The following is a 23527-nucleotide window of genomic DNA, read 5'->3' as shown; positions in this document are numbered from 1 at the left end:
TAATCCTGAAGCAATTTGAAACACTTTACTGCTTATATTTTCTCATTATACTCCATTTCTTTCATTTTTCCAAGAACAGGACGCGATTTTTCTTTCGCGAATGTTTCATTTTGCAGCAACCATCTGCTCTTATTCCCTTTCCTGCGCAAACTTCTGAAATGCCTTGGCTGCCACACTTAAAGGATACTCGCTGTCCCGTATCATAAGAACATTCCTTTCCGGAAATGCCTCTTCCAGATCAATGGCAAATACAACACCTGCTTTTAAGTCTTCCGCTGCAATCTCCTCCGGTATAAAACCAATTCCCAGATTATGGCGCACTGCCGGAAGGATCAGATCCGTAGTGGCCAGTTCCAGATCCGGTGAAAATGTCAGGCCATACTGCAAAAAATAGGAATTCAGGAAATTACGGCTGATCGCCTCGGAAGTAAGGCTGATCCACGGCAGATCTGAAAGCTCCCGCAAAGAACATTTTCGTCCCTTTAACTGCTCAAATCTGGGGCCTCCGATCAAAATCTCCCGATAGCTGCGAAGCACTTTCATTTTCAATGGATCCCCCATATGCAAAGGAAGAGACGAAACCACTGCCATATCCACCTTACCATCACGAACTGCCTGGATCGAGTCCCTGGTACTGTTATTTAAGATCTGAAAATGGACCTTCGGGTACTTCCGGCTAAACTCCTCCATTGCCTGAAACAGATAACAATGAAGGGCTGTCTCTGTGGCACTGATCGAGATCGTACCCTTTTCCAGGCTCAGCCTGTCCTTCAGATCACTTTCCCCTTTAAAAAACTGGGCGCAGCCTGCTGAAACATACTCAAAAAACTGCTGTCCCTCTGCCGTCAGCTCCATCCCCATCTTGCTGCGGATAAATAACCGGCACCCCAGATCATCCTCCAGCTTATGTATGGTCCTTGTTACCGCCGGCTGACTGGTATTAAGGGCAGATGCAGCCCTGGTCAGATTTCCATACTTTGCAACATAATAAAAAATCCTGTAGTATTCAAAATTAGATGTCATAACTAATGTCCCTTCTATCTAGCTAGCTTCGACTCACGGACACGCGCTAACGCGCTCATCTGTCTGCTGACGCAGACGGTCCGTTCGTGAATGACGCAAGAAAAACAAATGTCGCCTTGCAGGCGCCGCTTGTTTTTCTTTTGCGCCTTTCCATACCATTCTGATATGAATATAATACATTTTTGCTATTTTACAACCCTTTTTATTCGTGGCATATTATATGTGAAAAAAATAACGTGCATTTGAAAGGGGCAACATCATGGAAAACAACACCGGCACATGTCTTGAAAAGCAGCCTTTATGTGAGGAAATGCTTACAAAAATGAACGCATACTGGCGGGCAGCCAACTACCTGTCTGCAGGACAGCTTTACCTGTTAGACAATCCGCTTTTAAAAAAGCCATTATCCCTTGACCAGATCAAGAAAAAGATCGTAGGTCACTGGGGAACTGTACCTGGACAGAACTTTGTCTATGTACATTGTAACCGTGTGATCAAACGTTATGACCTGGACATGATCCTTTTATCCGGACCTGGACACGGCGGCAACTTCCTGATCGCCAATACCTATCTGGATGGAAGCTACAGCGAGATCTATCCAAACATCAGCCAGGACGAAGAAGGAATGCAGAAAATGTTCAAGCAGTTCTCCTTCCCATGCGGCGTGCCAAGCCACTGTGCTCCTGAAACTCCAGGTTCTATCAACGAAGGCGGCGAATTAGGTTACTCCATTGCCCACGCTTTCGGTGCTGTATTCGATAACCCGGATCTGATCGCTACCGTTGTAGTAGGTGACGGCGAAGCAGAAACCGGCCCACTGGCTACTTCCTGGCAGTCCAATAAATTTTTAAACCCTGTAACAGACGGCGCTGTTCTTCCTATCCTTCACTTAAACGGATACAAGATCAGCAACCCGACCATCTTCTCCCGTATCCCACATGATGAGATTGAAGATTTCTTCAAAGGCTGTGGCTGGAAACCATACTTCGTAGAAGGCGACGATCCAATGACCATGCACCGCAAGATGGCCGAAACCATGGATACCGTTATCGAAGAGATCAAAGCCATCCAGAAACATGCCCGTGAAACAGGAGATGCAGAGCGTCCAAAGTGGCCTATGATCGTTCTTCGTACACCAAAGGGCTGGACCGGACCAAAGGTAGTAGACGGCCAGAAGATCGAAGGTTCCTTCCGTGCTCATCAGGTGCCGATCTCCATGGAAAATCCGGAAGAACACTTAAAACTGTTAAACGACTGGTTAAGAAGCTACCATCCAGAAGAACTGTTTGACGAAAAAGGCCGTCTGATCCCGGAATTAGCCGAACTGGCTCCAAAGGGAAATGCAAGACTGGGCGCAAACCCACATGCAAACGGCGGACTTCTCTTAAAAGACCTGCGTCTGCCAGATTTCAGAACCTACGGAATTCCTGTAGAACCTGGAAAGACCAAAGCCCAGGATATGATCGAACTGGGCGGATACATCCGTGACATCTTCCGCTTAAATGAGGACAACAAAAACTTCCGTATCTTCGGACCCGACGAAAGCATGTCCAACCGTCTTTACCGCGTATTTGAGGCAGAAAACCGTGACTGGAACGGTGAATTAAAAGATGACGATGACAAACTGGCAAGAGGCGGACGTATCATGGACAGTATGCTCAGTGAGCATATGTGTGAGGGATGGCTGGAAGGCTACCTGCTTACAGGACGTCACGGTTTCTTTGCAAGCTACGAAGCATTTATCCGTATTGTTGACTCCATGGCTGCACAGCATGCAAAATGGTTAAAAGTATGCAACCAGCTTTCCTGGAGACAGCCGATTGCTTCCTTAAACTTCATCCTGTCCTCCAATGTATGGCAGCAGGACCACAATGGTTACACCCATCAGGATCCAGGCTTCTTAGATCACATTGCAAACAAAAAAGCAGACGTAGTCCGCATGTATCTGCCACCAGATACCAACTGCCTGCTCTCCTGCTTTGACCACTGCATCCGCAGCAAAAACTATGTAAACGCCATTGTTGCATCCAAACATCCAAGCTGCCAGTGGCTGTCCATGGAACAGGCCGTAAAGCACTGCACCCAGGGTATCGGCATCTGGGAATGGGCAAGCAACGACTGCGGCGAAGAACCAGATCTGGTCATGGCATGCTGCGGTGATACACCAACCCTGGAAACAATGGCTGCTGTCACCATTCTCCGTGACGAACTGCCGGAATTAAAGATCCGTGTTGTCAATGTAGTAGACCTGTTCAAGCTGGAGTCCAACACCAAGCATCCACACGGCTTAAGCGATGCCGAATATGACGCGATCTTCACCAAAGATACTCCAGTCATTTTCGCATTCCACGGCTATCCAACCCTGATCCACGAACTCACCTACGGACGCAACAACCACAACGTATCCGTTCACGGCTATCAGGAAGAAGGTACCATCACCACTCCATTCGATATGCGTGTCCAGAACCAGTTAGACCGTTTCGACCTTGTAAAAGACGCCATCATGCATCTTCCACAGTTAGGAAACAGAGGTTCCTTCCTGATCCAGAAGATGAATGACAAACTGGTAGAACACAAACAGTACATTGCCGAATATGGCCAGGATCTGGAAGAGATCCGCAACTGGCAGTGGCACACTCCAGAAGACAAGTAAAACAAGTATATAAAAATACCGCCTGGGCAGCAATCCAATCCTTCGCTGTCCCAGACGGTATTTTAATAATCACACTTATTTTTCAGTTATTCCTTGTATACACAGGCCGTCATCTTACTTGTCAATTGTCCACATCTTGAGCGCAGCTGTCCGAATGTAGCGGACGTAGTCCGATACAGGCGAACAGGTGCATGTCGAAAGCCAGTGGACAATGACAAGTAATATGTAAGGCCGTTTCTTACGAGAAAGAGTTACTCCCGGAACCATTTATTTCAATTTCTAACTCTCGCCACAAACCGCTCCATTTTCAAAGCATCTTTCACCCCAAAGCTTTCAATCCCAGAACTCACATCCACTCCAAATGGTCGCAGCCTTTCCACCGCATCCCTCACATTCTCCGGATCCAGCCCACCAGCCAGAAAATAAGGCCGTTTCACATTTTCCAGTAATTTCCAGTTAAACACCTTCCCATCACCGGCGCCGGCATCAAACAACACAAGATCCGCCCCGGACTGCTCTCCCGCTTTCACATCCGCTTCCGACTTCACCTGAACCGCCTTTATAATAAACGTATCTTCACCTCTGCCAGTAAGTTCCCTCAGCCGACAAATATACGCCTCATCTTCCACTCCATGAAGCTGCGCCATATCAACGATCCCTTCATTCAAAAGATCAGCCACATTTTCCACCGGCTCATTCACAAACACACCTACAGCCTTCACCGCCGGATCCAGCATTTCCTTAAGCATTTTCGCCTGCTCCTTAGAAACATATCTGCGACTCTTCTTTGCAAACACGAACCCAATATACTCCGGCTTGATCTCATTCACCGCCTGGATATCCTCCGGCCGCATCATTCCGCACAACTTCACTCTGGTCATCTGTTTATACTCCCGCTTTGTCAACACACATACTTATTCCGTTTTCTAACCTCTCAGCGCCGCCAATTTCGCCTTCTTATCCTCAGCCCGCATCAGTGCTTCTCCAATAAGAACTGCATCTGCCCCAATCTCCCGAAGCTTTCTCACATCATTCTCATCCCTTACGCCACTTTCTGATACAAAAAGCACCTCTGCCGGTATCATGCTGCGAAGCCGTCTACTGTTTTCCGTATCCACAGAAAAATCCTTCAAATTCCGGTTGTTCACTCCGATCATTCTGGCGCCTGCTTCAACGGCCATTTCCACCTCTGCCTCATCATGAGCTTCCACCAGAGCAGAAAGTCCCAATTCATCACAGATACACCTGTATTCCTTTAACTGCTCCTTTGACAAAATAGAACAAATCAAAAGCACAGCCGAAGCTCCCAGAACCTTCGCCTCATAAATCATATATTCATCAACTGTAAAATCCTTCCTCAAGCAGGGAATTCCCACACTCTCAGCAATCTCTCTCAAATAAGCATCACTTCCCAAAAACCACTTTGGCTCCGTCAGCACCGAAATGCAGTCCGCTCCCGCTGCTTCATACTCCTTTGCGATCTTTAAATAAGGAAAATCCGGTGCGATCAGTCCCTTAGAAGGAGAAGCCTTCTTACACTCACAAATAAACGAGATCCCAGGCTTCTTAAGAGCCTTCTCAAATGCAAAACTGCCCAGCCTGCCCTCTCTTCCAAGATCAAAGGCCCGCCTTCTCATCTCATCCGCAGCCACTTTCTCTTTCCCATATTCTACCCGCTCCCTGGCATGATCCGCCAGCTGATCCAAAATCGTCATATTATTCCGCCTCTCCGTTACTATGTCCTCTAGGAGTCTTTTCTAGAGAACATTACTCACTTCAATCAGTTTCTCCAGTGTATCCAGTGCCTTTCCAGAATCGATCAGTTCTGCTGCCAGGGCAATACCAGACTTCATATCCTCTGCCTCCCCTGCAATATACAAAGCAGCACCTGCATTCATCAGAACAGCATTTCTCTTATGACCCTTTTCACCTCTTAAAATAGACCGTGTGATCTCTGCATTTTCTGCCGGTGTTCCGCCCTTAAGGTCATCCTTTGTACACCGTTCAAAGCCAAACTCCTCAGGAGTAATAACAGAAGTTCTGTACCATCCATCTCTGATCTCGCAAATGGTAGTCGGAGCACTTAAAGAGATCTCATCCAACTTATCCTGACCATAAATAACCATACCACGCTTAATTCCCAGACTTACCAGAACTCTTGCCAGAGGCTCAACCAGATATTCATCATATACACCTAACAGCTGCATGGTCGGTGTTCCCGGATTGGTCAGCGGTCCTAAAATATTAAATACTGTTCTAAATCCCAGCTCTTTCCGGATCGCGCCAACATATTTCATGGAAGTATGATATTTCTGTGCAAAGAAGAAGCACATTCCCACTTCTTTTAATAATTTTCTGCAAAGATCCGGACTCTGCTCAATATTAACTCCCAGCGCCTCTAAACAGTCCGCTGTTCCGCACTTGGAAGAAGCCGCTCTGTTTCCGTGTTTTGCCACTTTTACACCGCCTGCTGCTGCAACCAGGGCCGCTGTAGTAGAAATATTAAAGCTTCCTGCATTATCACCGCCAGTACCAACGATCTCAAACAGATCCATATCTGTTTCTACCTTGATAGCATGATCTCTCATAGCAGCTGCACAGCCTGCGATCTCATCGGTCGTTTCTGCTCTGGCGCTTTTCGTAGAAAGAGCTGCCAGAAATGCCGCGTTCTGGGTAGGTGTAGTCTCTCCGCTCATGATCTCATTCATCACGGTATATGCTTCTTCATAACTTAAATCCTCTTTATTTACGATCTTTACAATAGCCTCTTTGATCATCGTTCTTACCTCCTGATATTCTGCTCATTTTAAAAATTTCAAACCGTTCAAAACATTCTGTACTCTCTTCCCGCTCTCGTCATCCCCCTGCTGACGCAGGAGGAAAGCTGAACGATCAATGTTCCAGGAAATTCTGTATCATCCCTTTCCCATCCGGTGTCATAATGGACTCCGGATGAAACTGTACTCCATAGATCGGATATTCCACATGCTGTACTGCCATGATCTCCCCGTCATCTGTCACTGCTGTTACCTTCAGCACATCCGGCATTGTCTCCGGATCCGCTGCCAGTGAATGATACTCTTTGGGCATCCTTTAAACAGCAACGACTCTGTATCAAACGTCACCTCCGACTGTTTTCCATGCATCAGCTCCTTCGCATAAGTAACTGTAGCTCCAAAAGCAGCGCAGATGGCCTGATGGCCCAGGCAGACACCAAGAACCGGTATCTCTTTTCCCAACGTTTTTGCCACATCCACGATCACCCCTGCGTCCTCCGGTCTTCCAGGTCCCGGTGAAAGGATGATCCGTTCCGGTTTCAACTGCCGTATCTCTTCCACTGTCATTTCATCATTGCGAATCACCTTAATATCCGGGTTGATCTCACCGATCAGCTGATAAAGATTATAGGAAAAACTGTCATAATTATCGATTAATAAGATCATAATTCTTCCTCCTGTGCCATTTCCAGTGCCTTTAATGCGGCTCTTGCCTTATTTAAACACTCTTCAAACTCCTTCTTTGGATCTGAGTCTGCTACGATACCGGCGCCGCTTCTTACAAATACCTTGCCATTTTTCTTATATGCAATACGGATGGCGATACAGGTATCCATATTTCCTGTAAAATCAATATATCCAATGGCTCCTCCGTAAATGCCACGTTTATTATTTTCCAGTTCCCCGATCAGCTGGCAGGCACGGATTTTTGGCGCACCGGATAAGGTTCCTGCCGGAAGCACAGCCTCAATGGCATCCAGTGCGTCATGCATCTCATCGATCTCTCCCCGCACTGTGGAACCAATATGCATTACATGGGAATACCGCTCAATGGAATGAAGTTTCTCTACTTTTACAGAACCAAACTTACTGATCTTTCCCAGGTCATTTCTTCCCAGATCCACTAACATATTGTGTTCTGCCAGTTCCTTCTTATCTGCTAAAAGCTCCTCTTCCAATGCCTTATCTTCCTCATCCGTCTTTCCTCTCGGTCTTGTTCCTGCCAGTGGGAATGTATGGAGCACGCCATCTTCCAGTTTTACCAGTGTCTCCGGTGAAGCACCTGCCACTTCTACATCTGTTCCTGAAAAATAAAACATATAAGGAGACGGGTTCAATGTTCTCAGTACCCGGTAAGTATTTAATAAACTTCCCTCAAAAGGAGCACTTAAGCGGTTGGAAAGAACGATCTGAAAAATGTCTCCCTCCCGGATATAATGCTTTGCCTTTTCCACCATGGCACAATACTGTTCCCTGTTAAATAAAGGCGTAACTTCTCCTGTCAGCTTACCCCCCGGTTCCTGCTTCTTCTCTCCTTTTTTCAGAAGTTCCGCCAGCTGCTTTAACTCCATTACAGCCTTGTTATATCCAACTTCCACATCATCCAAAGACATGTTCACCATTAAAATGATCTTCTGTCTTACGTGATCAAAAGCGATCACCTTGTCAAAAAGCATCAGGTCCACATCTTTGAAATTTTCCGTATCTTCCACCTTGCACCGCACTGCCGGTTCGCTGTATCCCAGATAGTCATAGGAAAAATATCCCACCAGACCACCGGTAAATGGCGGAAGGTAGTCAAATCTTGGACTTTTATAGTCCGCTAATATCTGTCTTAAAAATTTAGAAGGATCCTCTGTCTTTACGGAAAAACTGCCTGCTTTCATTTCCCCGTCCCTGCAGGTGATCTCCATTTTCGGCTCATATCCCATAAATGTGTACCGGCCCCATTTATCATTTGCCATGGCTGACTCCAGCATGTAGCAATGGGTAGAAACATTTTTAAGGATCTTCATGGTTTCAATAGGTGTGGTAAAATCAGAAAGCATTTCACAGCTTACAGGCAGTACACGGTATTTTCCATCTGCTGCGATCTTTTTAACTTCCTCAAGTTCCGGAAAAAACTTCATAGAATGACCTCCTTATGCACAATTGGGATAAACAAAAAACGCCCCTGACAGAATACTACTACTCTGTCAAGGACGAATACAATTTCTCTAAAATATGATCCGCGGTGCCACCTTGATTCACGGTATAAGCCGAGTTCTTAGCAGGATACAACTATATCCCCGGCAAATGACGTCTGCCTGCAACGTCGCAGAATACTCAGCATATGCACCAGACAATATCCGGAACTTCGCTTTTGACTGCGCCCTCAGCGATCCATTTGACAATGTGTTTCTTACCTGAATTCCACCACCTCAGGCTCTCTGTGAAGGCATCATAGCCGTTATCTCCGCTTCATCGGTTTGAAGTATTAAATTGGTTGGATTATAGCATAGCTTTTTTTGTAAGTCAATATGTCTATTTAAAAAATTTTGTCAACTTTTAATTTGCCTTTTCATACACACTGAACCCGTTTCTGCCGCCCTGCTTCACCTGATACAATGCAGTATCTGCATGACGGTACAGTTCCATAAACGTTGTTCCGTGTTCCGGTGAAAATGCCAGACCAACGCTGATGGTAATGCCATTTCCATCCATCTCCGGTATCTCAAGGCTTCTCACCTCGTCGATCAGCTTTTTCACCCTGTTTTCCGCAATACTTCCATTATTTATATTCCGGATCAGGACCATAAATTCATCACCGCCAATACGCCCTGCAATATCGTGCTCCCTGAACTGTCTTGCAAGAAGATGTCCGAATGTCTTTAATACCTTATCACCTACAATATGGCCATAGGTGTCATTGACCTGTTTAAAATAGTCCACATCCATAATGAGAAGGCCGTTACAGCTTTCTGCCTCCCCTTCTTCTAATGACCTTTCGATCAGGTCCTGCGTCGTTTTTTTATTGTAAAGCCCTGTCAGTGCATCTCTCTGTGCCCGTTTTAACAGTCTCGCCTTTTCCTGCCGGTTTTTATAAACAATAAAAAGGACCATGGCTGCTATCAACATTCCAAAGACAATGATAAAAATGATCTCATAATCCCTGATAAAGTCATAGGAAGCTTCCGCTGCCCTCACAGGAACAATATAACTGATCATCCAGTCATTCATCCCAAGAGGGGTATAGGCAATATAATAAAAGGGCTTTCTCCCGGCAGAAAAGCGGAATTCACGAATTCCCTCTTCTCCAGCCGCAAAATCTGTCTTAATGTCCTGGATTGCAGCTGTCCTGATCTGACAATTATCAAAATAATCAAATATATTGCCGGAAAATACCTCCTGTTCCTGCTCTGAATACACTCTGTCATAAGTGATCACGTTTCCATCTTTATCTGTGATCAGGCTGTAGCCATTTCCCCCAAACAGGTCATCAAACATCATGTGACTTAAAGCCGTAACATTATAAGAACCGCCTAAAATACCGGCAATCTCCCCATCCTTTAATACCGGGACTCCCAGGACCACTCTTACTTCTTTATCAACACTGCTCTCTATTGGGTCACTTAAGGTCTGCTGCCCGTTTACAGCCTCATTAAAATATCTGCGGTGGGATACATTTTTCACATCCCCGGTATCATAATGAGCCGTACCATCTGTTTCGATCAGTGCCACCCGGTCCAGATCTGTTTTATTGTGGATCGTAACCAGAGTATCCAGATTGATCTGAGAAAACAGTTCTTCTTCCTTTGCCATCTCTTCCGCGATCTCATTCAGATACTGGTAATGAATGCTTAAGATCGTCCGTAAATGCTGACTCTGGCGTGAAACATTGTTCATCATGGTCTGCCTGGAATTTTTCCTTACAGAAGACTGTACGTAGCCAAAAAATATCATGATCCCCAGGATCATTGACAAAATAAATAATCCCGTAACCATCGTGTAATGCTTATAATAAGTTGTTTTCTTTTTCATGCCTTTATCCACCCCCCCCCAACACACAAAAAAAAACGTCAATACTTGTGCATATAGTACACTATCTACACACCTGATTATAGCAAATACACGACAGAAAAGCTATCTGATTTATGCCTGTTTACTTACTATTTATATACGATTTCCATACGTTTTATCTACAAAAAAGCCAAGGTCTGCATAACATCTGACTGCTATGCTGCCTCAGCTTTTTCACATACTCTTTAATTTTCTTTCAGTGCTTCTATTGCCGCCTGCACCTGGTTATCTTCCTCAGGTGTAACTACGGACTGACTCTTTAAGTTTTCATCTAACTCTACTTCCACATCCGGGGTAATTCCCTTTCCATGAAGGTCAAAACCGCTTGGTGTATAGTAATGAGCCGTGGTGATCTTAATTGCTGATCCGTCACCTAAGGGGATCAGGTTCTGCACAATGCCCTTGCCATAGCTGGTGGTTCCCACAACTACAGCTTTCTTGTAATCCTTTAAAGCCCCTGTAAATACCTCAGAAGCGCTGGCAGAGTTCTCATTGACCAGGATCGCAATAGGAACATCTACTTCGTGTCCGTCAGCAGCTGTGTAGGTGTCTCCCTTTCCATTTTTATCTGCTGTATACACGATCAGAGTCTTTCCTTCGCCCTTTTCAAAGTCTTTCCTGTCATCTGGTAAAATGTAATCTACCATGGCAACAGCGCTGTCTAACATACCACCTGGATTGCTGCGAAGATCAATGATCATTTGCTTCATTCCCTGGTTTTCCAGTTCATCAATGGCTTTTTCAAACTGCTCCACTGTAACAGCGTCAAATTCACTTACTGCCACATAACCTGTATTGTCCGCAAGCATCTTTGACTCTACAGTAGGAACTTCGATCTTACGTCTGGTAATGGTCATATCCTCATAGGTATCAGACTCTGCCCTGTATACGGTGATCTGTACATCTGTGCCTTCCTTACCCTTGATATAATTACTTACCAGTACATCCAGGCTTTCCCCTGCTACCAGAGTATCCCCTACTTTGTATATGATATCCCCGGGTTTCATACCAGCCTCCAGAGCCGGTGAACCTTCAAATACCTTTACAACCGTACACAGCCCCGTCGTTTTATTCTGGCTGATCATAGCTCCGATCCCGGAATAGCTTCCGTCTGTGCTTTCCTGGATCGCTTTATAGTCCTCTGCTGTATAATACACGGAATATGGGTCATTTAAACCTGCCATCATTCCTCTGTAAATATACTCTTCCACCTCTGTGGCATCCTCATCGTATAAAAATACCTGGTCGATAATGCTCTGTATCATCTGCATTTTTGAGGATACCTTTTTCAGATCAGGTTTGCTTGCCTTTTCGCCGTCCGTGATACCCGGAGCACCATTTCCTGTACCGGAAGACTGCTCTGTACGGATCACTTTTCTGCCTGTAATATAAATACCGGCAGATACACCTACTACCAAAAGAACGGCCAATGCCATGATCAGGGCACCTACAAGGACCCCCGCCCAGAAGCGGCCGCCTTTTCGCCCTTTCTTTTTATCTATGCTGTCTGAGATCTCTTCTCTGTCCTGTTCTTCCACTGCTCCGCTCTCCTATCTGCCTGTGCCTTTTTCTTATTCACAGCCTATGCTGTTTTTTCCTGCAAAATGCCCTTCAAAGGACTGTCCCTTTCCTATGGGCTTACATATTTACTTGGATTTACATAACTTCCACCGGAACGGACTCCAAAATGTAAATGAGAACCGGTAGAATATCCTGTAGAGCCCACTCTTGCAATGGTCTGTCCCTTTTTCACCTTCTGTCCCTGGCTTGCAAGAAGCTGGGAGCAGTGCATGTAAACGGTGCTGACGCCGCCGCCATGGTCGATCATAATATAATTTCCCGCTGAATAACTGTATGTAGCGATCACTACCGTACCATCGGCAGCTGCCACAATGGAAGCTCCTGTACTGGCCGAAATATCAATACCCTGGTGATTGCTGGACGCGCCCTTGGTAGGCGACTTTCTTCCGCCAAAACCGGAGGTGATACGTCCGCTGGAAGGACATGGCCATTTAAAGCTAATATTCCCAAGATTAGTTACGTTATACGTCTTTTTCTGGGCCTCCGCTTTCTTTCTGGCCTCTTCTTCCTTTCGCTTCATCTCTGCCTCAATGGCCTTCATCTGGTTTTCCTGGGCTTTGATATCCGCATTATACTGGTCAATACTACTCTGAGCCGCACCGATCTGGCTGTTGTAAGAGGTCAGTTCCTTCTGCTTGGAACTCATCAGCTCCTTTACAGAAGCCTGTTTTGCTTCCGTAGACTCCTGAAGTGCTAACAGATTGGAATGTTCTGTTTCCAGATCCTGCTCTTTCTGATTTATCTTTTCCCTGGTAGCCTGATATTCCTTTAACATTTTCCTGTCATAAGTAGCGATCTGGCTGGCATACTCTGCACGGTTTAACAGCTGGGAAGCGTTTTTAGAAGTCATAATGCTGTCCGCAAAGCTGACATTTCCATTTTCATACATATACTGGATACGCAGTTTCATAGAAGCATACTGCTCCTTTTCCACTGCTTTTGCCTCTTCTAACTCCGCTTTTGTATTCTCGATCTGATCTTCCTTTGCGGAAATATCTTTCTCTAACTGGCTCAGTTCGGAGTCTAAGGAAGTCAACTTCTTATCCAGTTCCTTTACATAAGCAGCTGCATCTGATTTCAGTCCTTCTAACTGTTTTAAGGTATCCTGGACCTTCTTTTTTTCCTCCTGAAGAGATGAAACTTTCTTCTTTGCATCCTTCAGATCCGCACTGGTAGCATAAGAAGAAAATACACAGCTAAGGCCAAGAACGACCCCCAGTCCAAGAGCCAGAAATTTGTTTTTTCGGTTCTTCATCTGTTCCTTCCTCTCTACACACGCAGATGTCTCTGTATGGTCAGAAAGCTTACAATAGCTCCGATCCCAACGCCCAAAGCCATAGCTGCACCTGCCATTACAGGAAAGATCTGTTTTAAAGGCAGCAGTTCAAAAAGTCCTGTGATCATCTGGTAATTGGTATTCAGATACACCAGTCCTCTTTTATAAAGAATGGTCATTCCAGCCAGAGGGATCACTGCTCCAAAGAGCCCTAAAAGCAGGCCTTCTACAATAAAAGGTGCCCGGATCATAAAATTCGTAGCGCCTATATAGCGCATGATCTCATTTTCCCTCCGTCTGAAGGCAGCTGCCACAGATATGGTATTGCTGATCAGGAAAATAGCAACTGCTAACAGCACACCAATGATCACAGCAGATAAAGCGCCGATCATCTTTCCTGCGCTTGTAAAGCCTGCCACCAAAGCGCTGGAATAACGGACTTTTCGCACGCCTTCCATACCTTCTAACCGCTTTACGATCATATCCTGATTAGAAATATCTTTTAAATAGATCTCATAAGAGGAGGAATTTGCCAGAGGATTATCTGCCTCAAAACCTTCTGCCAGCTCTTCCATTCCCTCAAAATATTCACTTTTAAAGGACTCCCATGCTTCCTCTGCGGATATATACCTTGCTTCCCGCACTTCGCTCCAGCTTTGTATCTGTGATCCAATGGACCTGATCTGTTCTTCATCCATTCCTTCATCAAAAAACACAGAGATCCCTACTGTCTCTTCCGCAGCCCTGGCTCCGTGCTGTACATTGGCCACCATGGCAAAAAACAGACAAAATAAAAAAATACATGCAGAAATGGTTGCCACAGACGCCAGGGAAAACCATATATTCCTGCATATATTAATAACGCCCTGTTTCAGGCAATATAAAAATGTACTCATTTACTTCTTATGCCTTTCCGGCGGTTCCAGGCCGTTTCTATCTCCTGGTTCCGCCCTCATCCCGGATGACTTCCCCGCGGTCCATGGTGATGACCCGTTTGTTCATCTCCGCAACCATCTCCTGACTGTGGGTTACTACGATCACCGTTGTTCCCCTCTGGTTGATCTCATCCAAAAGGTTCATGATCTCATGGGTATTGAAGCTGTCCAGGTTTCCTGTTGGCTCATCCGCCAGTAAAACTTCCGGCTTGTTGATCAATGCCCTTGCAATAGCCACTCTCTGCTGTTCGCCGCCGGACAACTGACCCGGGTATGCCTTATATTTAGAAGAAAGACCTACCAGGCGCAGCATCTGGGGAACCGTCTCGCGGATGATCCTGGATGGAACACCGATCACTCTCTGGGCAAAAGCCACATTTTCAAATACCGTCCGGTCCTTTAAAAGGCGGAAATCCTGAAAAACTACCCCTAACTTTCTTCTGTATTTGGGAACATATCTGCGGGGCATCTTCCCAAGATCCATATCATTGACTACAATACGCCCCTTAGTAGGATCAAGCTCCTTCATCAGGAGCTTGATCAATGTACTCTTTCCGGAACCGCTGCGGCCTGTGATAAACACAAATTCCCCGTCATCAATGGTTAAGGACAGGTCACGGATGGCCTTGCTGCCGCTTCCGTAAGATTTACTTACATGACTTATTTCTATCATTTTCTAACTTACCTCTTACGTGCCAGAACCACCGGAAATTAGTAGTCCAGGCTTTCCATGTACTTCATGTACTTGGCAACCATAAGAGCGATCTTGAAGGTGATAGCATCCTCAAAGACACGAAGGTCAAGACCGGTACTCTTCTGCAGCTTGTCCAGACGGTAAACCAGGGTATTTCTGTGGATATACAGCTGTCTGGAAGTTTCGGATACATTTAAGCTGTTCTCAAAGAACTTATTGATGGTAGTTAAGGTCTCCTCGTCGAACTCGTCCGGTGACTTGCCATCAAATACTTCTCGGATGAACATCTTGCACAGAGGGATCGGCAGCTGATAGATCAGACGTCCGATACCTAAGTTGCTGTATGCGATCACATTCTTGCTTGCGTAGAAAATCTTGCCTACATCCAGAGCCATCTTCGCTTCTTTGTAAGAACGGGAAACTTCCTTGATATCATTGATCACAGTACCGTAAGCTACACGTACCTTGGTCATAGCTTCTGTATTTAACATGTCTAAGATCATGTTTGCAGTCTTATCTAATTCTGCATATGACTCGCCCTGGCGTACTTCTTTTACAAGGATAATGTTCTTCTCATCTACAGCTGTGATAAAGTCTTTTGTCTTAGAGGCAAACAGGCTGCGTACAGTCTCTAATGCATTTACATCTTTTTCATTGTGAGTCTCGATAATATATACAACACGCTTTACATCTGTATCAATGTGCAGCTTCTTTGCACGGTTGTAAATGTCTACTAACAGCAGGTTGTCAAGAAGCAGGTTCTTGATAAAGTTGTCCTTATCAAAACGCTCCTTATATGCAACTAACAGGTTCTGGATCTGGAAAGCGGCTAACTTTCCTACCATATATACATCATCACTTGCTCCTCTTGCCAGTAAGATGTACTCTAACTGATGCTCGTCAAACACCTTGAAAAACTGATAGCCCTGGATCACCTGACTGTCTGCCGGTGAGTCTACAAAAGCCAGAACGGAGCTTTCAGATTCTTCCGCATCTGTAAAAGTAGAAGCAAGTACCTTTCCCTCGGTGTCACATATACCTAAGTCAATTCTTGTGATTGCTTTTAATCCATCTAATGTAGTCTGAAGTATCTGATTTGAGATCATTCAACTCTCTCCTTTTCGCCTTATTGAAAATTTATGAACATTGCCATGATAAATCATGGTGGAGTTACTGTTTTCCCTATTTTCATATTTTAATGCAAAATAACAAAAAAAGCAAGAGAGTTGTAAACTCTCCTGCCTTTTTTTACTGTCGTTTTCTACAGAGGATTTTCACTATTTCCTCTGAATATTAGCTAATAATTAATTAATGATAACGCTTTCTGTTTCTTTATCAAAGATGTGAACCTTATCCAGATCCATAGCCAGTTTTACGGTATCGCCAGGTCTTGCAGTGGTACGTGGGTTAACCTTTGCAGTGAAGTTAGCTTCGTCAATATCAAAGTACAGAAGAACTTCAGAACCTAACATTTCGTATACACGGATCTCTACCTGGAAGGTACTCTTTGGATTAGCTGCCAGGAATGCTTCTTCGTCATGCAGATCTTCTGGACGGATACCAAGGGTAACTACCTTGCCTACATAACCAGCTGCTTCCAGTGCTTTGCCCTTTGCTTCTGGCAGAGTTAATGTATGTCCGCCGAATGCTAAAGTTACATCAGAACCGTTCTTAGCTACCTGGGCATCGATCATGTTCATCTGAGGTGCGCCGATAAATCCTGCAACGAACTTGTTGCATGGCTTGTCATATAAGTTCTGTGGGCTGTCTACCTGCTGTACAACACCATCCTTCATAACAACGATCCTGGTACCCAGTGTCATAGCCTCGGTCTGGTCATGTGTAACGTAGATGATGGTTGTTTCCAGTCTCTGATGTAATTTGGAGATCTCAACACGCATCTGGCCTCTTAACTTTGCATCCAGGTTTGACAGAGGCTCATCCATCAGGAATACTTTAGGGCTGCGGACAATGGCACGTCCCATGGCAACTCGCTGTCTCTGACCACCGGATAAAGCCTTTGGCTTACGGTCTAACAGATGCTCCAGATCCAGGATCTTAGCTGCGTCATGTACTTTCTTATCGATCTCATCCTTTGGTGTCTTTCTTAACTTCAGGCCGAATGCCATGTTGTCATATACGGACATATGTGGATACAGAGCGTAGTTCTGGAATACCATTGCAATATCTCTGTCTTTTGGCTCTACGTCATTTACCAGTTTTCCATCGATATACAGTTCACCGGATGAAATATCTTCCAGACCTGCGATCATACGAAGAGTGGTTGACTTTCCGCATCCTGAAGGGCCTACGAAGATGATGAATTCCTTGTCAGCGATCTCCAGATTGAAGTCCTTAACAGCCACAAATCCGTTAGGATATTTCTTTGTTACATTCTTCAGTGATAAACTTGCCATTCTATTTTCCTCCTGATTTATAGATGTACTTCCTGCCCTTTTACAGGCTTTTTAGGAAGTTCATATAGGTCTTTTGCAACTGTCTCTATCATACAGGAAAGCGTATTTTTATTCCATACTGTAAATCCACAAAATCTAAATTTGGAATTTAGCTAAAATGTATATTCAATTAAAAAAGTGCTGTATCTGTCAAAGTTTTCCTTCGTTTGCCTCAAAAACTTTGGTTATTATGTTAATTGGTTTTTATCTTCAATAAATCCCTCACCAAAAACTTCACGGGCGTCACTGACGATAAAAAATGCTTTCGGATCGTATTCTGATACAATTTCTTTGATCTCCACGATCTCTTTTCTGGAAACTACACAAAAAAGCATATTTTTCGTCTCATCTGAATACATTCCTTTTGCCGCAAGACCTGTAACGCCTCTTCCCATACGGGTCATGATGGCATCTGAAATTTCTTTATATTTATCTGAAATAATATAAACCTGCTTGGAAAATTTCATTCCTTCAATAAGACCATCTGCAACTTTTCCCATACAGAAAATAGCGATCAGTGCATAAAGGGCAGCGCGGATCCCAAATACGGTTGCACCGGCTACTACTACCAGCCCGTCTAATACCTGCATGATCTGCGCAACGGAATAATGGGGGAATTTTGCCCGGATCAGAGCGGCCAGCATATCTGTTCCCCCTGTAGTGCAGCCTCCGGCCAGTACAAGACCTGTACCAACGCCTGTGATGATACCGCCAAAAAGAGCCGACAGCAGCAGATCATCTTCTATATACATACCTTCCGGCAGGATATAAAAGGCAACGGACAGTAACACTGTTGCATACAATGTACGTTTAATAAATTTCCATCCCATGATCTTAAAACCTGCCAAAAACAGCGGGATATTTAAAACCGTATTGGTGACCCACAAAGGCAGGTTCCTAAGTTCCTTTCCAATAATGGCAATACCGGAAACGCCTCCTGTTACCATACTGGCGGGATCAAAAATATTTTTGGTGGCCAGACCAATGAGGATGGTCCCTATGGTGATGGCACCGTAATCTTTCCATATTTTCTGCATTTTTATGTTCCCTCCTTATCTAAAAACAAAAGACAGCTGCTAAACACAACTGTCTTTCTGCTACCCATATTTATATCTGCGGATATTCTCCTGCAATATTTTAAGAGTACTTCTTATACCCTTTCTATGGTCTTTTCCGTAATCCGTATCTTGCCTTCTTTTAAGAGATGTCCAACGGCTCTCTTAAATGCGTTCTTGCTCATATGGAATTCTCTTAAAATGGTCTCCGGTCTTGCCTTATCATTAAAAGGAAGAACTCCGTCAAATTCATCGATCACCTTTAATACCAGTTCTGCGTCAGAACCCATCTGCACATAGGAACGTTCTCTTACACAAAGGTCTAACTTTCCGTCTTCGCGGACTCTCATGACTCTTGCCTTAACAGTATCTCCTTCGCGGTACTTTCCATACATCTCTTTTTTAGGGATCAAACCATAATATTTATTATCAACTGCAACGAAAGCACCAATATTTTCATTGATCTCATAAATAGTACCTTCTACCCAGTCTTCTGCCTTGTACGGAGACTGATTACTCATATGGGAGTAGACCTTCATGGTTGCAGCCAGTCTGTGGCTCTTGTCTGCATAGAGACATACCAGACATTTTTCTCCCTTGCGTACCGGATGGGTCTGCTCTTTAAATGGAAGGAGCAGGTCTTTTTCCAGACCCATGTCAAGGAATGCACCGATCTTTGCCACATCCTTTACTTCCAGAACTGCACACTGGCCTAATTCCAACTTTGGAGTACCTGTGGTTGCGATCAGACGGTCGGAAGAGTCCTTGTAAATAAATACAGTCATCTTATCTCCGATCTTTGCTCCTGCAGGAACCTGCTTTTTAGGAAGAAGGACTGCTGCTTCATCTCCTGCTTTCTCACTTAAGTACACGCCAAATTCTTTGGTGCGCACGATCTCTAATTCCTGTGTCTTTCCTAATTCTATCATATGTTTATACTCCTTTTATGCTTCTTCGTACTTAAGCCAGACCACCGCACGGATCTCTTTATCTTCTCCGGCCAACACAATGGTCCACTCATCTTCCCCTGTTTTCGTCACTCTTGGTATAAGGACTTCCCCTAAAACAGCTGCCTTTTTATAATCCACCCGGATCTCTTTTACCTTTTTCGTACAGGTTACTGCTTCCCTTGCAATATCTACGTACTGGGCATTATTTACATGGTGGTTGGTATCTAAATGATGGACTGCAATAGTAACCGGTGTTTCCTCTTCATAATTTTCCGGAACAGCGATCTTTCTTGGTGCCTTTCCCAGATCCAGCGCTTCCCCTTCTCCGTAGGCTTCTACATCTTCCGGCATTACACGCACCGGGATCATCTTTTCCGTGTCACAGAAAAACCAGACGGACTCTGCCTTTACCAGGTAATTTCCTTCCTGGTCCATAAGTACAAAATCACGGTAACCGTAAATTCCTTTAGAAGAAGTAGCCCAGGTTCCTATTTTTATCCTTTCTCCCAGGACCGGATATCTGTCAATAACGATCCTCCAGGAAGACAACAGCCACGCCCTCTTCTTTTTTTCCAGATATTCTACTCCCAGGCCAATATCCTCTGACTGAAACGTGCTGCAGTCCTGCATATAATTGATAACTCCCAGCAAACTTAACGCACCGGTCTCATCTGTCTCACTGTAACGGATCCTGCTGTCAAATGTATACATGCATTTCCTCTGTTTCTTTTTAGTGTTTCTTCTTATTATAAATGTGTTATCATAGATAACCGCTTTTCTCCCCAAGTATAACACGGGGCGGTTACAGGTGCAACAAAAAAGTCTTTCATTTCCAAAACTCAGAAATCAAAGACTCTCTCAAACTGGGCTAGAAGGATTCGAACCTTCACAATGACGGAGTCAGAGTCCGTTGCCTTACCATTTGGCGATAGCCCATTATAATATGAAGTTTTTAAAAGCGCTTTGCGCTTTAGCTGGGCTAGAAGGATTCGAACCTTCACAATGACGGAGTCAGAGTCCGTTGCCTTACCATTTGGCGATAGCCCATTATAATAGGAAGTTTTTAAAAGCGCTTTGCGCTTTAGCTGGGCTAGAAGGACTCGAACCTTCACAATGACGGAGTCAGAGTCCGTTGCCTTACCATTTGGCGATAGCCCATTATTTTGTCTTCGCAGCCTCAATCGCGACTGCGAAGATTATTATACATATAATACCAGTTCTAGTCAAGCACTTTTTTAATTTTTTTGTATTTTTGTCCCAATTTTATTCTGATCATCTAACGAAGCTGGTCCATAGGGTCCTTTCCAAGGATACCCGGCTCTGTCATGGTGTATGGATTTAATACTGTATTTAACTGTTTTTCATCCATCAGTCCCTTTTCCAGGATCAGATCACGGACCTGTCTGCCGGTGCGCAGCGCTTCTTTTGCAATATTGGCAGCTGTCTCATATCCTACATAAGGACAGATCGCAGTAATAACACCGATACTGTTCTCCACCTGCTTACGGCAGTGTTCTTCATTTGCGGTAATTCCCACTATACAGTTATCTACCAGTGTATTAACGGCTGATGCCAGTGTTTCAAGAGACTCAAACAGGTTATAGAAAATGATCGGCTCAAAGGCATTTAATTCCAGCTGTCCTGCTTCTGCTGCCATAGTAATGGTCATATCATTTCCTATAATGTTAAACGCAACCTGGTTTACCACCTCCGGGATAACCGGATTGATCTTTCCTGGCATAATGGAAGAACCGTTCTGTCTTGCAGGCAGATTGATCTCTCCAAAGCCGGTCCTTGGGCCGGATGACATAAGACGCAGGTCATTACACATCTTGGAAAGGTTCACTGCACAGTTTTTCACGATACCGGATACAGAAGCATAGCTGTCCAGGTTCTGGGTTGCATCGATCATGTCATAGGACTGCACCAGTTCTTCTCCTGTCAATGTGGACATGTTTTTAACTACTCTGTGGAAATACTGTACATCTGCGTTCAAGCCGGTTCCAATAGCAGTTCCGCCTAAGTTCAAGCAGCGGATCTCTTCTTTTGCATTGTCAAAACGCTTGATATCGCGGCGGATCGCAGATGCATAGGCATGAAATTCCTGTCCTAAACGGATGGGCACTGCATCCTGAAGCTGGGTCCTTCCCATTTTAATAACAGCGTCAAATTCCTTTGACTTATCCATTAATGCCTTTTCCAGACGTTTTAACTGCTCCTGAGCATTAGAGATCAGCTTTAAGGCTGCCATCTTGCCACAGGACGGGAATACATCGTTGGTAGACTGGCCGAAGTTTACATGGTCATTTGGATTTACCAGGCTGTAATCGCCCTTTTTGCCTCCTAAGATCTCAATGGCACGGTTTGCGATCACCTCATTGGCGTTCATATTCAGGGAAGTTCCTGCACCGCCCTGGATCGGGTCAACAATAAACTGGTCGTGAAGCTTCCCTGCTATGATCTCATCGCAGGCCTGTGTAATAGCAGAAGCACGCTTTTTATCCAGCTCTCCTACCTCAAAATTGGTAATAGCTGCTGCCTTTTTGATCTGGGCTACACTTTTGATCAGCTCCGGATGCATTTTTAAGCCTGTAATATAGAAATTTTCATGGGCACGCAGAGTCTGTACCCCATAATAAGCATCAATAGGTACTTCCTTTTCTCCAATAGAGTCGTGCTCTATGCGGTATTTCTTCTCTTCTGTTCCATTACCTTTTATTCCATTACTTCCTATTTCATTCATTCCATTATTCATGATCTCGCTCATGTCTTTCCTCCACATTTATCATACGTACATCAGTGACCATTTTTTCGTTCTTTTGTACGCAATCATCCTCTTGACTCTACTATAGATCCAGGCTACAATATTTTCAAATACTTATAATTTCATACTTCTTATAGATAAATGTCTATAATACATTATCTGTATGAATACCAAGGACAAGGAGGACTCCCATGTTCCAGGGAATGCACTATGTTTATGAAGTTTACAAAGAAATGAGTTTTTCCAAAGCTGCACGAAATCTTTTTATCAGCCAGCCTTCCTTAAGTGCTGCAGTTAAAAAAGCAGAAAAACAGATCGGCTTTCCTATTTTTGACCGCAGTTCCAATCATATCCAGCTGACAGAACTGGGAAAAGAATACATACGTTCCATTGAGATCATCATGGATGTGGAAACTGGATTTCAGAATTATATTAATGATATGAAAGAATTAAAAAGCGGTACCATTGCCATTGGCGGCACTAATCTGTTTGCCTCTTATGTGCTCCCGCCTCTTTTATCCCGCTTTACAGAACAATATCCCCAGGTCCAGGTCGATCTGGTGGAAGCTACCACTTCCCAGCTGACAGACCGCCTTTTCTCCGGCTCCTTAGATCTGCTCATTGACAATAAAAACATGGATCCGGCTGTTTACCAGAAAAGTTTCTTCTGTGAAGAACACCTGCTGTTGGCTGTGCCCATCCGCCTGGCTGTAAATGAAAAAATGAAAAATTATGCCCTTACAGCTTCCGATATAAGAGAAAACCGGCATCTAAACTCCCGGATCCCGCCGGTTCCCCTGGAAAATTTTCAAAATGAATCGTTTTTACTTTTAAAATCCGGAAATGATACCCGCTCCCGGGCAGACCGCATCTGCCATAATGCCCATGTTCTCCCCAAAATAAAACTGGAGCTGGACCAGCAGATCACTGCCTACAATCTGTCCCGGTATGGAATGGGGATCTCTTTCTGTTCTGATACCCTGGTGCGCCATGTTCCTGACGATGAAGGCCTGGTATACTACAAGCTGGATCATAAAGATGCTCTCCGGGAAGTGAATTTTTATTATAAACGGGGCCGCTATATGCCACGGGTAGTCAGTACATTTCTGGAAATGATCTAAAAGATGATTGTAATAAATAATCTGTAAAACGATATGCGAGATGTACCGATCAATGATTGTTTCTTATCTATCATATCTATAACAGTTATAACCATTTGTCTATAGTTCAGTGACAGATCACAGTACTTGACATAAAAAATAGGCTTCGCCTATTCAACTCCCCTGCCCCTCAATCTTGAGGGG

The 23527-nt window shown here is 44.5% G+C and carries 18 protein-coding genes, 3 tRNA genes and 1 pseudogene; 2 read left to right on the top strand and 20 right to left on the bottom strand.

What is annotated here, in order from left to right; translation table 11 throughout:
• Positions 1 to 129: 129 nt before the first annotated feature.
• Entirely contained in the window at positions 130 to 1023 is an 894-nt protein-coding gene (locus DW251_RS14790) for a LysR family transcriptional regulator (protein WP_021871461.1), read from the bottom strand.
• A 259-nt stretch (positions 1024 to 1282) separates the two neighbouring features.
• On the opposite strand from DW251_RS14790, the gene DW251_RS14785 reads away from it, so the two are divergent.
• Positions 1283 to 3676 carry a phosphoketolase family protein gene (locus DW251_RS14785; protein WP_021871460.1) on the top strand — a complete coding sequence of 798 codons (2394 nt, stop codon included), beginning with the start codon at positions 1283 to 1285 and terminating at the stop codon, positions 3674 to 3676.
• A gap of 272 nt (positions 3677 to 3948) precedes the next feature.
• On the opposite strand, the gene DW251_RS14780 is transcribed toward DW251_RS14785, so the two are convergent.
• From DW251_RS14780 to DW251_RS14690, 19 genes and pseudogenes are all read right to left on the bottom strand, one after another.
• A complete protein-coding gene (locus DW251_RS14780) occupies positions 3949 to 4557 on the bottom strand; it encodes a phosphoribosylanthranilate isomerase (RefSeq protein ID WP_118301600.1) in 609 nt (202 codons plus the stop codon).
• 45 nt (positions 4558 to 4602) lie between these two features.
• A complete protein-coding gene (gene trpC, locus DW251_RS14775) occupies positions 4603 to 5391 on the bottom strand; it encodes an indole-3-glycerol phosphate synthase TrpC (protein WP_021871458.1) in 789 nt (262 codons plus the stop codon).
• Positions 5392 to 5433: 42 nt separating this feature from the next.
• Complete coding sequence (gene trpD, locus DW251_RS14770) at positions 5434 to 6453, bottom strand: anthranilate phosphoribosyltransferase (protein ID WP_021871457.1); 1020 nt, start codon at positions 6451 to 6453, stop codon at positions 5434 to 5436.
• Between the two features lie 115 nt (positions 6454 to 6568).
• Positions 6569 to 7119: pseudogene (locus tag DW251_RS14765) on the bottom strand (aminodeoxychorismate/anthranilate synthase component II).
• Entirely contained in the window at positions 7116 to 8582 is a 1467-nt protein-coding gene (gene trpE, locus DW251_RS14760; RefSeq protein WP_021871454.1) for an anthranilate synthase component I, read from the bottom strand. The pseudogene DW251_RS14765 and the gene trpE overlap by 4 nt, the downstream one beginning before the upstream one ends.
• 418 nt (positions 8583 to 9000) lie before the next feature.
• Positions 9001 to 10473 carry a diguanylate cyclase gene (locus DW251_RS14755; RefSeq protein WP_021871453.1) on the bottom strand — a complete coding sequence of 491 codons (1473 nt, stop codon included), beginning with the start codon at positions 10471 to 10473 and terminating at the stop codon, positions 9001 to 9003.
• Between the two features lie 224 nt (positions 10474 to 10697).
• Positions 10698 to 12050, bottom strand: coding sequence for a S41 family peptidase (locus tag DW251_RS14750; protein ID WP_347474674.1), 1353 nt, complete (start codon positions 12048 to 12050; stop codon positions 10698 to 10700).
• A 92-nt stretch (positions 12051 to 12142) separates the two neighbouring features.
• Entirely contained in the window at positions 12143 to 13348 is a 1206-nt protein-coding gene (locus tag DW251_RS14745; RefSeq protein WP_118301599.1) for a peptidoglycan DD-metalloendopeptidase family protein, read from the bottom strand.
• 14 nt (positions 13349 to 13362) lie between these two features.
• Positions 13363 to 14265: a permease-like cell division protein FtsX gene (ftsX, locus tag DW251_RS14740; protein ID WP_118301598.1), complete on the bottom strand. Its 903-nt coding sequence runs from the start codon at positions 14263 to 14265 to the stop codon at positions 13363 to 13365.
• Positions 14266 to 14302: 37 nt separating this feature from the next.
• Positions 14303 to 14977 carry a cell division ATP-binding protein FtsE gene (gene ftsE, locus DW251_RS14735; protein ID WP_118301597.1) on the bottom strand — a complete coding sequence of 225 codons (675 nt, stop codon included), beginning with the start codon at positions 14975 to 14977 and terminating at the stop codon, positions 14303 to 14305.
• Between the two features lie 38 nt (positions 14978 to 15015).
• Positions 15016 to 16104, bottom strand: coding sequence for a helix-turn-helix domain-containing protein (locus DW251_RS14730; RefSeq protein WP_021871448.1), 1089 nt, complete (start codon positions 16102 to 16104; stop codon positions 15016 to 15018).
• 198 nt (positions 16105 to 16302) lie between these two features.
• On the bottom strand, positions 16303 to 17415 hold the full coding sequence (gene ugpC / locus DW251_RS14725) for a sn-glycerol-3-phosphate ABC transporter ATP-binding protein UgpC (RefSeq protein ID WP_118301596.1): 1113 nt from the start codon (positions 17413 to 17415) through the stop codon (positions 16303 to 16305).
• 227 nt (positions 17416 to 17642) lie between these two features.
• A complete protein-coding gene (locus DW251_RS14720) occupies positions 17643 to 18491 on the bottom strand; it encodes a YitT family protein (RefSeq protein ID WP_118301595.1) in 849 nt (282 codons plus the stop codon).
• Between the two features lie 113 nt (positions 18492 to 18604).
• Positions 18605 to 19438 carry a S1-like domain-containing RNA-binding protein gene (locus DW251_RS14715; protein WP_118301594.1) on the bottom strand — a complete coding sequence of 278 codons (834 nt, stop codon included), beginning with the start codon at positions 19436 to 19438 and terminating at the stop codon, positions 18605 to 18607.
• Positions 19439 to 19453: 15 nt separating this feature from the next.
• Positions 19454 to 20170 (bottom strand): acyl-ACP thioesterase domain-containing protein, encoded by a 717-nt coding sequence (locus tag DW251_RS14710; protein ID WP_118301593.1) that lies wholly within the window; start codon positions 20168 to 20170, stop codon positions 19454 to 19456.
• Positions 20171 to 20322: 152 nt separating this feature from the next.
• Positions 20323 to 20395 (bottom strand) — tRNA-Gln (locus tag DW251_RS14705).
• 38 nt (positions 20396 to 20433) lie between these two features.
• Positions 20434 to 20506 (bottom strand) — tRNA-Gln (locus DW251_RS14700).
• A gap of 38 nt (positions 20507 to 20544) precedes the next feature.
• Positions 20545 to 20617: transfer RNA gene (locus DW251_RS14695), tRNA-Gln, on the bottom strand.
• A 118-nt stretch (positions 20618 to 20735) separates the two neighbouring features.
• Positions 20736 to 22202 (bottom strand): aspartate ammonia-lyase, encoded by a 1467-nt coding sequence (locus DW251_RS14690; protein WP_118301615.1) that lies wholly within the window; start codon positions 22200 to 22202, stop codon positions 20736 to 20738.
• 212 nt (positions 22203 to 22414) lie between these two features.
• Here DW251_RS14690 and DW251_RS14685 point away from each other — a divergent pair, with 212 nt between their 5' ends.
• Positions 22415 to 23344 carry a LysR family transcriptional regulator gene (locus DW251_RS14685; RefSeq protein WP_021871442.1) on the top strand — a complete coding sequence of 310 codons (930 nt, stop codon included), beginning with the start codon at positions 22415 to 22417 and terminating at the stop codon, positions 23342 to 23344.
• Positions 23345 to 23527 lie beyond the last annotated feature (183 nt).

This window comes from Clostridium sp. AM22-11AC, assembly GCF_003473545.1.
GTDB lineage: Bacteria > Bacillota > Clostridia > Lachnospirales > Lachnospiraceae > Enterocloster.
Note: the sequence above shows the minus strand (reverse complement) of the source record. Positions and strands in the feature narration are given on the sequence as shown.

Coding starts and splice junctions, on each gene's coding strand:
- DW251_RS14685 (WP_021871442.1), top strand. CDS start 22,415: ATGTTCCAGGGAATGCACTATGTTTATGAAGTTTACAAAGAAATGAGT.
- DW251_RS14690 (WP_118301615.1), bottom strand. CDS start 22,202: ATGAATGAAATAGGAAGTAATGGAATAAAAGGTAATGGAACAGAAGAG.
- DW251_RS14715 (WP_118301594.1), bottom strand. CDS start 19,438: ATGATAGAATTAGGAAAGACACAGGAATTAGAGATCGTGCGCACCAAA.
- DW251_RS14755 (WP_021871453.1), bottom strand. CDS start 10,473: ATGAAAAAGAAAACAACTTATTATAAGCATTACACGATGGTTACGGGA.
- ftsE (WP_118301597.1), bottom strand. CDS start 14,977: ATGATAGAAATAAGTCATGTAAGTAAATCTTACGGAAGCGGCAGCAAG.
- DW251_RS14790 (WP_021871461.1), bottom strand. CDS start 1,023: ATGACATCTAATTTTGAATACTACAGGATTTTTTATTATGTTGCAAAG.
- DW251_RS14745 (WP_118301599.1), bottom strand. CDS start 13,348: ATGAAGAACCGAAAAAACAAATTTCTGGCTCTTGGACTGGGGGTCGTT.
- ugpC (WP_118301596.1), bottom strand. CDS start 17,415: ATGGCAAGTTTATCACTGAAGAATGTAACAAAGAAATATCCTAACGGA.
- DW251_RS14780 (WP_118301600.1), bottom strand. CDS start 4,557: ATGACCAGAGTGAAGTTGTGCGGAATGATGCGGCCGGAGGATATCCAG.
- DW251_RS14710 (WP_118301593.1), bottom strand. CDS start 20,170: ATGTATACATTTGACAGCAGGATCCGTTACAGTGAGACAGATGAGACC.
- trpE (WP_021871454.1), bottom strand. CDS start 8,582: ATGAAGTTTTTTCCGGAACTTGAGGAAGTTAAAAAGATCGCAGCAGAT.
- DW251_RS14785 (WP_021871460.1), top strand. CDS start 1,283: ATGGAAAACAACACCGGCACATGTCTTGAAAAGCAGCCTTTATGTGAG.
- trpD (WP_021871457.1), bottom strand. CDS start 6,453: ATGATCAAAGAGGCTATTGTAAAGATCGTAAATAAAGAGGATTTAAGT.
- ftsX (WP_118301598.1), bottom strand. CDS start 14,265: ATGAGTACATTTTTATATTGCCTGAAACAGGGCGTTATTAATATATGC.
- trpC (WP_021871458.1), bottom strand. CDS start 5,391: ATGACGATTTTGGATCAGCTGGCGGATCATGCCAGGGAGCGGGTAGAA.
- DW251_RS14720 (WP_118301595.1), bottom strand. CDS start 18,491: ATGCAGAAAATATGGAAAGATTACGGTGCCATCACCATAGGGACCATC.
- DW251_RS14730 (WP_021871448.1), bottom strand. CDS start 16,104: ATGATCTCAAATCAGATACTTCAGACTACATTAGATGGATTAAAAGCA.